Source organism: Nocardia brevicatena NBRC 12119 (genome assembly GCF_000308495.1).
GTDB lineage: Bacteria > Actinomycetota > Actinomycetes > Mycobacteriales > Mycobacteriaceae > Nocardia > Nocardia brevicatena.
Genome location: NZ_BAFU01000209.1, coordinates 1 through 5,499, shown reverse-complemented (window position 1 = coordinate 5,499; position 5,499 = coordinate 1). Strand labels below are relative to the sequence as shown.

The following is a 5,499-nucleotide window of genomic DNA, read 5'->3' as shown; positions in this document are numbered from 1 at the left end:
CCCTCCGAACAACGACGGCTCGAACCCTCGTCGGGCGATTCGGGGACCCGCCGCCGTCGCATGAGTCGTCTCCTGCATAGATGGGTCGGCCCTGGAGTTCCTCCTCCAGGGCCGACCCATCTATGCAGGAGTGCCGTGTGGCCGGATAGGTGAAATCCGGCATCAGTTCCAGACGAATTCAGGTGTCATTGGATGCCGGGGCTTCGGAACCGGGGTGCCGCCAAGGACTGTGTCAGGAGCGGCAAACGAAGCTGTCGGACCAGGTCATCGGTGGGTGTCGGGCGCTGGCTTCGCCGAGGTGGGTCAGGCCGGAGTGGCGGCGTCGAACAGATCGCACCGGAACTCCGATATGGTCCAACGGGCTGATCGTCGAGTTCACCGGACTCGCTCGTACTCTGGGCCATCGCAACGCTCGAGCCACCACCATCCGCCCGCCAGCTCCATGGTGGGGCACCCGGGAATTCCGAATCCGTTGTAGGGCCCCGGCTCCGGCGTGCCGGCGAAATGCCTGTAACCGTAGGTGTGCTTTGCGACGTCGACGTAGTCGGCGGCGTATCGGATCGGTGCCCCGTTACTGTAGCCGAGGTTCGCGATCCGGCAGTTCGGCGCCACAACGCATAGATGACTCGGTAGCTCGACGCCGTAGAGGTCACCTTCGCCGTGCTCGGGTACCTCCACCGTGGCCGCCGCGGCGAACGCCGGATACTCGAGCCAGAACCGCGCCCACCCGCCGGCCTCGGTGTCGACGAACAAGAACAACGACCCGCCGATACCCACGACCGCCAGTGCCGCGGTGGCAACCGACAGTCCCCGGGAGCCACTGCGAGTAACACACCGCAGCAACACCACGAACACGATGGCCAGGATCAGATAACCGAAGGCGAACAGCGGCAGGTACAGCACCCAGATCCAGTACAGGAAGAAGTCGTCGTGCAGTGTCACGGCAATCGAAACCACGGCCGACACAGCGGCCACTCCCAGCGGCAGAACCGAACGGCGCTTTTCAGACAACACCCCCGGAACCCTATCCGGACGATCTGCAGAATTCGCGTGCGAAATGTGTAGATTCCGTGAGCCTCCCGGCACCACCCGCTACCTGCCGCCCGCGCCATCACACTCCCGCGTCGGTGAGCATCCCGCGTTCAACCGTCCCGGGTCTGTGCATCGGGCACGCGCTCAGCCCTGAAATCGTTCCTGCGTGGTGGCGCAGCAACCGGCGAAGGTCTTCACCGAGGCGCGCGTTGCGGTCGGTCATGGCGTGCAGGAACCGCACACGTGGGGCCACTGGTCGCCGAGTTGGATGCCGAGGGTGGACAGCTGCTTGGCGATCTCGAGGTCGGTCAGCGGCTCGGTGACCGGGACATCGGCGGAGCCGCGATCGTCCTTACGCCGGACGCCGACCGAGTCGACGGCGCGGACTCGCGCGACGACGATGTAGACAATCGCTCTGAGATTCGAGCGACCAGTTGCGTGCCGGCTACGACTGTGACCGGTGGTAGGGCAGCCGCCGCTCCTCCTCAATGCGGGCCATGCCTTCGTCTGTGTTGTGCCTGACCACCCCGACGACGTCCGCGGGTTCGCCCTCGACCTCGGCCATTACGTGCACCATCAGCCAGGTGGACTACGAGAGCCGACGCCGCCAGATTGCCGAGGCCGTCTGCCTCCTCGCCGACGAACACGGACCGGAGGGAGTGACCATGCGCGACGTTGCCGCCCACGCGCAGGTCTCCTTGGGTGCCGTTCAGCGATGCTTCCGCAGCAAAGAAGAGATGCTCCTGTTCGCCGTCGACTATGTCGGCGCGCATCACCGAACGCGTGGTGGCCATGTGGCCACCGAGAGCGTCCCGGCCGACGAAGGCGCTGCGCCGCCCAACCGTAGCGCCTTCGTCGGCCTCACCGGCCACGTGCTCAGAGGCCACCTGACCGCGGAGGTGGCCGAGGAGGTCCTGCACGCGCACGTGGCCGACCTCTGGGAACGCCTTCACACCACCCGCATCCGAAAGCAGGAGATGCGCGCGGCCTTCCTGATGACCAAGGCCGTCGTACCCGGCATGACCAAGGGTGGCTACGGCCGGATCGTCTACCTCGGCACCGTGCTGAGCCGGCGGCCGAGGGCGGGCATGATCGCCCTCGGAACCTCGAAGGCAGCCCTGAGCCAGTTCGCCCGCTACATCGCGCAGGAAATGGGGCCATACGGAATCACCGTCAACGTCGTCGCCCCCGGGCCGGTGGGCGAGACAACCACCGCCAATGCCGTCCTCGATCAGGAAAACCGGCAGCGCCAGTCAGCCCGGACAGTACTGGGCCGCATCGCCACCCCAGACGACGTGGCCCGGGCCGTTGCCTGCTACGCAGGCGAGAACAGCGGATTCATCATCGGGCTGGGCCGGGCGGTGCTGTCGCGCGTGACCGACGCCGTCCCGTGGACTGTGCTGTGCGTCAACACCGACCGTCCGCTGTTCTGGCTGCTGGCCCGCGACACCTACGGGTCGGTCGAGGAGCTGAAGGGCCGCAGGATCGGCATCCATCCGCCGAGGACTGCGCCGGGATGCTTCTCCCGCATCGTGCTGAGGAAACAGGGCTCGATCCGGACCACGACGCCCAATCGGTCGTCATGAGGCCAGGTGACTACAGCCGCCACCTCCGCAAGCTCGCCGAAGGCTGCCTGGACGCGGCGTTTGTCGGTAGCACCCTGGCGCCCGAGGTCACCGCCCGGCAGAATGGGCTGCGACTGCTGGCCTTTGTCGGGGACGACTTCAGGATCCCCACGGTGGGCGTCGCCGTGGACCCCAGCCACATCGCGACGGACGATCCGGCGGTTCTTGCCCTCGTGCGGGCCAACCGCCGGGCCCTGCGCACGATCCACGATGAACCGGATCTCGCCGTCCGATACGTCAACACGCTCATCCCGAGCCTCGACGAGACCGAGGCCCGCCAGTATTACGAACGCTATGTCGCACCGTATTTCACCGCCGATGGCCGCCACGATCCATTCGTCGCGGCCCAGGCGATATCGAGCGTCGCGGAGGAACTGGGCGTGCCCATCATGCCCGACGCAACCGACATCTACCACACCGAACCATCCAAGAATTCCGCAGCCTGACCGCCTACACCGTGCACGCCCCTTCGACATGTTGATCACCCAAGAGCTCAGGAGTTTTCTCGCCGCTGAGACTCACCCGATATGCGGTGCTGGTAAGGAACGTATCACCAGGTACATGAGCGTCGTGGGCGTTACGTCCTTGGCGCGGTGCCGCTGACGATGCGATGGATGGTGGAGCGCGTTGTCCAGTCCGGTCCGGTTCTTGCGCGTGGTGCCGGAGAATCCTCGGTCGATGAAGATCCGCCCGGTCGACACGCCGAGCGACAGTAGTTGCTCGGTCTGGATCTCGACGTCCTGTTCGTCGGTGGAGCAGCGGCAGTACCCGTTTCGGAAGGGCTCGATAACCGTCCGATCATTCCATATGACGTGGGCTCATCGGAACAGTTCACAGAACACCTCGGAACACTGTGACCTGGGCCGGAATCCTGCGGCCGTGGTGCTCCATTGGCCGATCGGCTTGCGGAACACCCGTCAATTTGTTGGAACTCCCACTTTCAGTGACGTTCGAAGTCCCGGTCGGCTGTATGGGTATGGGCGTCGTTTTGTACTGCGCGGGCGGCTGCGATCTGAGCCAGTCGGCGAGAGTGGACAGCGGCCCGAGCAACGAGTGACCGAGCGAGGTAAGGCTGTATCCGACGCTCGGCGGATTCGTGGGAAACACCTCGCGGCGAACCAGGCCGTCGTGCTCGAGGCCACGAAGCGTGCGGGTCAGCATCCGTTGACTGATTGTCTCGATCCCTCGATGTAGCTCACCGAAACGGTAGGGACGCTTGCCGAGCAGCACAATGGCCAGGATCGACCACTTGTCGCCGATACGACGGAGCACATTGGTGACCGCACACTGTTCGTATTCCTCGATCAGGACGGGGCTCGGCAGTTCCGCGCTCACCATGGAAGGAACAGGGATGTTCGTACCGGACATGAAACTGCCTCCTTCCTCGATCGGTAGCGGTTATCGATAATGCCAGTACACACCATCAGTACCCACCGGAAGAACCCTGTCCATGCCCACGCCAGGCTAGGACCGCTCCCCGCGTCATCGTCATCAGCGGCGGCACCGACGGTATGGGGCGCGCCTTGGCCCTCGCCCGCGCCGAGCGCGGTGATCGCGTCGTCGTCATCGGCAGCAATCCCGACAAGGGCCGGCGAACGGTCACTGACGCGTACCGGATCGGCGCCGGCGACCGGTTCGATTTCATCTAGCAGTCGCTGCGACGCACCGTGACCGCGGAAAGGCTCGAGCGCACTTTCGCGCTCTACTACCTCAGCCGCCACGTGCTCAGCCACGAACTCGCACCACTACTGTCAGGAAGTGCGAGTCCGGTGATCGTCAATGTGGCGGGCGTCGGCACCACCACAGGTAAAATCCACTGAGACGACCTTCAGTTGGAGCGGGGCTACAGCACCATCGCCGCGCAACTCCAGGCCGGTCGCGCCAACGACCTGCTCGGTGTGGCCTACGCCGCGCAACCCGAGAACCCGATCCGGTACGTGTTGTATCACCCCGGATTCACCAAAAGCGGCGACCTTACTCCGCTCCCTGCCGCAGCGCGTGCGTTCATCCGTATCGCCGCCGCGCTCGCGGCACGCACCGTCGAACGATCCGTCGAGCCGATCCACGAGTTCATCGACCGCCCGCCCACCACCGCGTTGACCGCGATCGACCGGGGCAAGAGGCTTCCACCTCACACTCGATACCCTCAACCCCGCGGACGCCGAGCGACTCTCCATAGCCACAAGGCATCTCTTGGGGTCTCGGTAGTAACGGCGCAAAAAACAACGAATAGGGCGGCGCTCGAGTCGGCCGGCGAACTCGTCGTCGAGACCTTCGATGGCGTTCACGTCGATCACTGCTGCCTGTTCGTCAACTCGGGTACGTACTTGTACAGCGTGGTTCGCGAGACCCCAAGCAGCCGGGCGATCGAGGACACCGACTCGTCGGGTCTGGCGAGTAGCATGCGGGCCTGGCGAATCTGTTCGGCGGTCATCGCCGGTGGCCGGCCCGGCCGCTGCCCGCGGGCCCGGACGGCGGCCAGCGTCTCGACGGTGGTGTCGGGGCGGATGCCTTCGTCGCGGCTCAGCCAGGTGCTCGGGCCCCTGCGGGCCGGGATCTCGACCGAGACCACCTCGTCGTCGAAGACGCCGCTGTCCCACGCTTCGGCGGCGAATCGGTGGGAGCGGGCGGCGAAGGCGTCCTGGTCGGTGCGGGCGATGAGGTGGCGGTCGTTGCCGATCTCGGTGAGCAGGCCCATGGGTTGGTCGGTGAAGGCGTCGCGCAGCCCGTCATAGGCCATGTGGTCGATCAGGGTGACATCACCGTATGTGTATCCGGTGCGGGATGCGGGCAGCAGGTGCGGTGCCCGGCTCATCGATTCCATACCGCCGGCGACAATCAC

8 protein-coding genes are annotated in these 5,499 nt (G+C 65.4%); 3 read left to right on the top strand and 5 right to left on the bottom strand.

The genetic code is table 11. The features are described 5' to 3' along the window. Nucleotides 1-375 precede the first annotated feature (375 nt). Entirely contained in the window at nucleotides 376-1,014 is a 639-nt protein-coding gene (locus ON20_RS26265; RefSeq protein ID WP_157229016.1) for a hypothetical protein, read from the bottom strand. 602 nt (nucleotides 1,015-1,616) lie between these two features. On the opposite strand from ON20_RS26265, the gene ON20_RS33450 reads away from it, so the two are divergent. Both ON20_RS33450 and ON20_RS33445 read left to right on the top strand, forming a co-directional pair. Next, entirely contained in the window at nucleotides 1,617-2,618 is a 1,002-nt protein-coding gene (locus tag ON20_RS33450; protein ID WP_051163349.1) for an SDR family oxidoreductase, read from the top strand. Then, nucleotides 2,615-3,103, top strand: coding sequence for a hypothetical protein (locus ON20_RS33445; protein WP_051163347.1), 489 nt, complete (start codon nucleotides 2,615-2,617; stop codon nucleotides 3,101-3,103). Before ON20_RS33450 ends, ON20_RS33445 begins: the two co-directional genes overlap by 4 nt. A 72-nt stretch (nucleotides 3,104-3,175) precedes the next feature. Here the strand turns inward: ON20_RS33445 and ON20_RS39260 are convergent, their stop codons facing one another. After that, entirely contained in the window at nucleotides 3,176-3,445 is a 270-nt protein-coding gene (locus tag ON20_RS39260; RefSeq protein WP_438803441.1) for a recombinase family protein, read from the bottom strand. 43 nt (nucleotides 3,446-3,488) lie between these two features. Further along, on the bottom strand, nucleotides 3,489-4,025 hold the full coding sequence (locus tag ON20_RS34950) for a winged helix-turn-helix transcriptional regulator (protein ID WP_083865268.1): 537 nt from the start codon (nucleotides 4,023-4,025) through the stop codon (nucleotides 3,489-3,491). 155 nt (nucleotides 4,026-4,180) lie between these two features. On the opposite strand from ON20_RS34950, the gene ON20_RS40005 reads away from it, so the two are divergent. Next, complete coding sequence (locus tag ON20_RS40005) at nucleotides 4,181-4,306, top strand: hypothetical protein (RefSeq protein ID WP_281032909.1); 126 nt, start codon at nucleotides 4,181-4,183, stop codon at nucleotides 4,304-4,306. 102 nt (nucleotides 4,307-4,408) lie between these two features. Here the strand turns inward: ON20_RS40005 and ON20_RS38140 are convergent, their stop codons facing one another. Then, entirely contained in the window at nucleotides 4,409-4,954 is a 546-nt protein-coding gene (locus ON20_RS38140) for a hypothetical protein (RefSeq protein WP_218002627.1), read from the bottom strand. Next, nucleotides 4,951-5,499 (bottom strand): helix-turn-helix domain-containing protein (locus ON20_RS26225; RefSeq protein WP_218002626.1); only part of this gene is annotated, 549 nt, incomplete at its 5' end. The genes ON20_RS26225 and ON20_RS38140, both read right to left, overlap by 4 nt.

Excerpts from the sequence above, each read along its gene's own strand:
- ON20_RS33445 (WP_051163347.1), top strand. The coding sequence starts at position 2,615 with ATGAGGCCAGGTGACTACAGCCGCCACCTCCGCAAGCTCGCCGAAGGC.
- ON20_RS34950 (WP_083865268.1), bottom strand. The coding sequence starts at position 4,025 with ATGTCCGGTACGAACATCCCTGTTCCTTCCATGGTGAGCGCGGAACTG.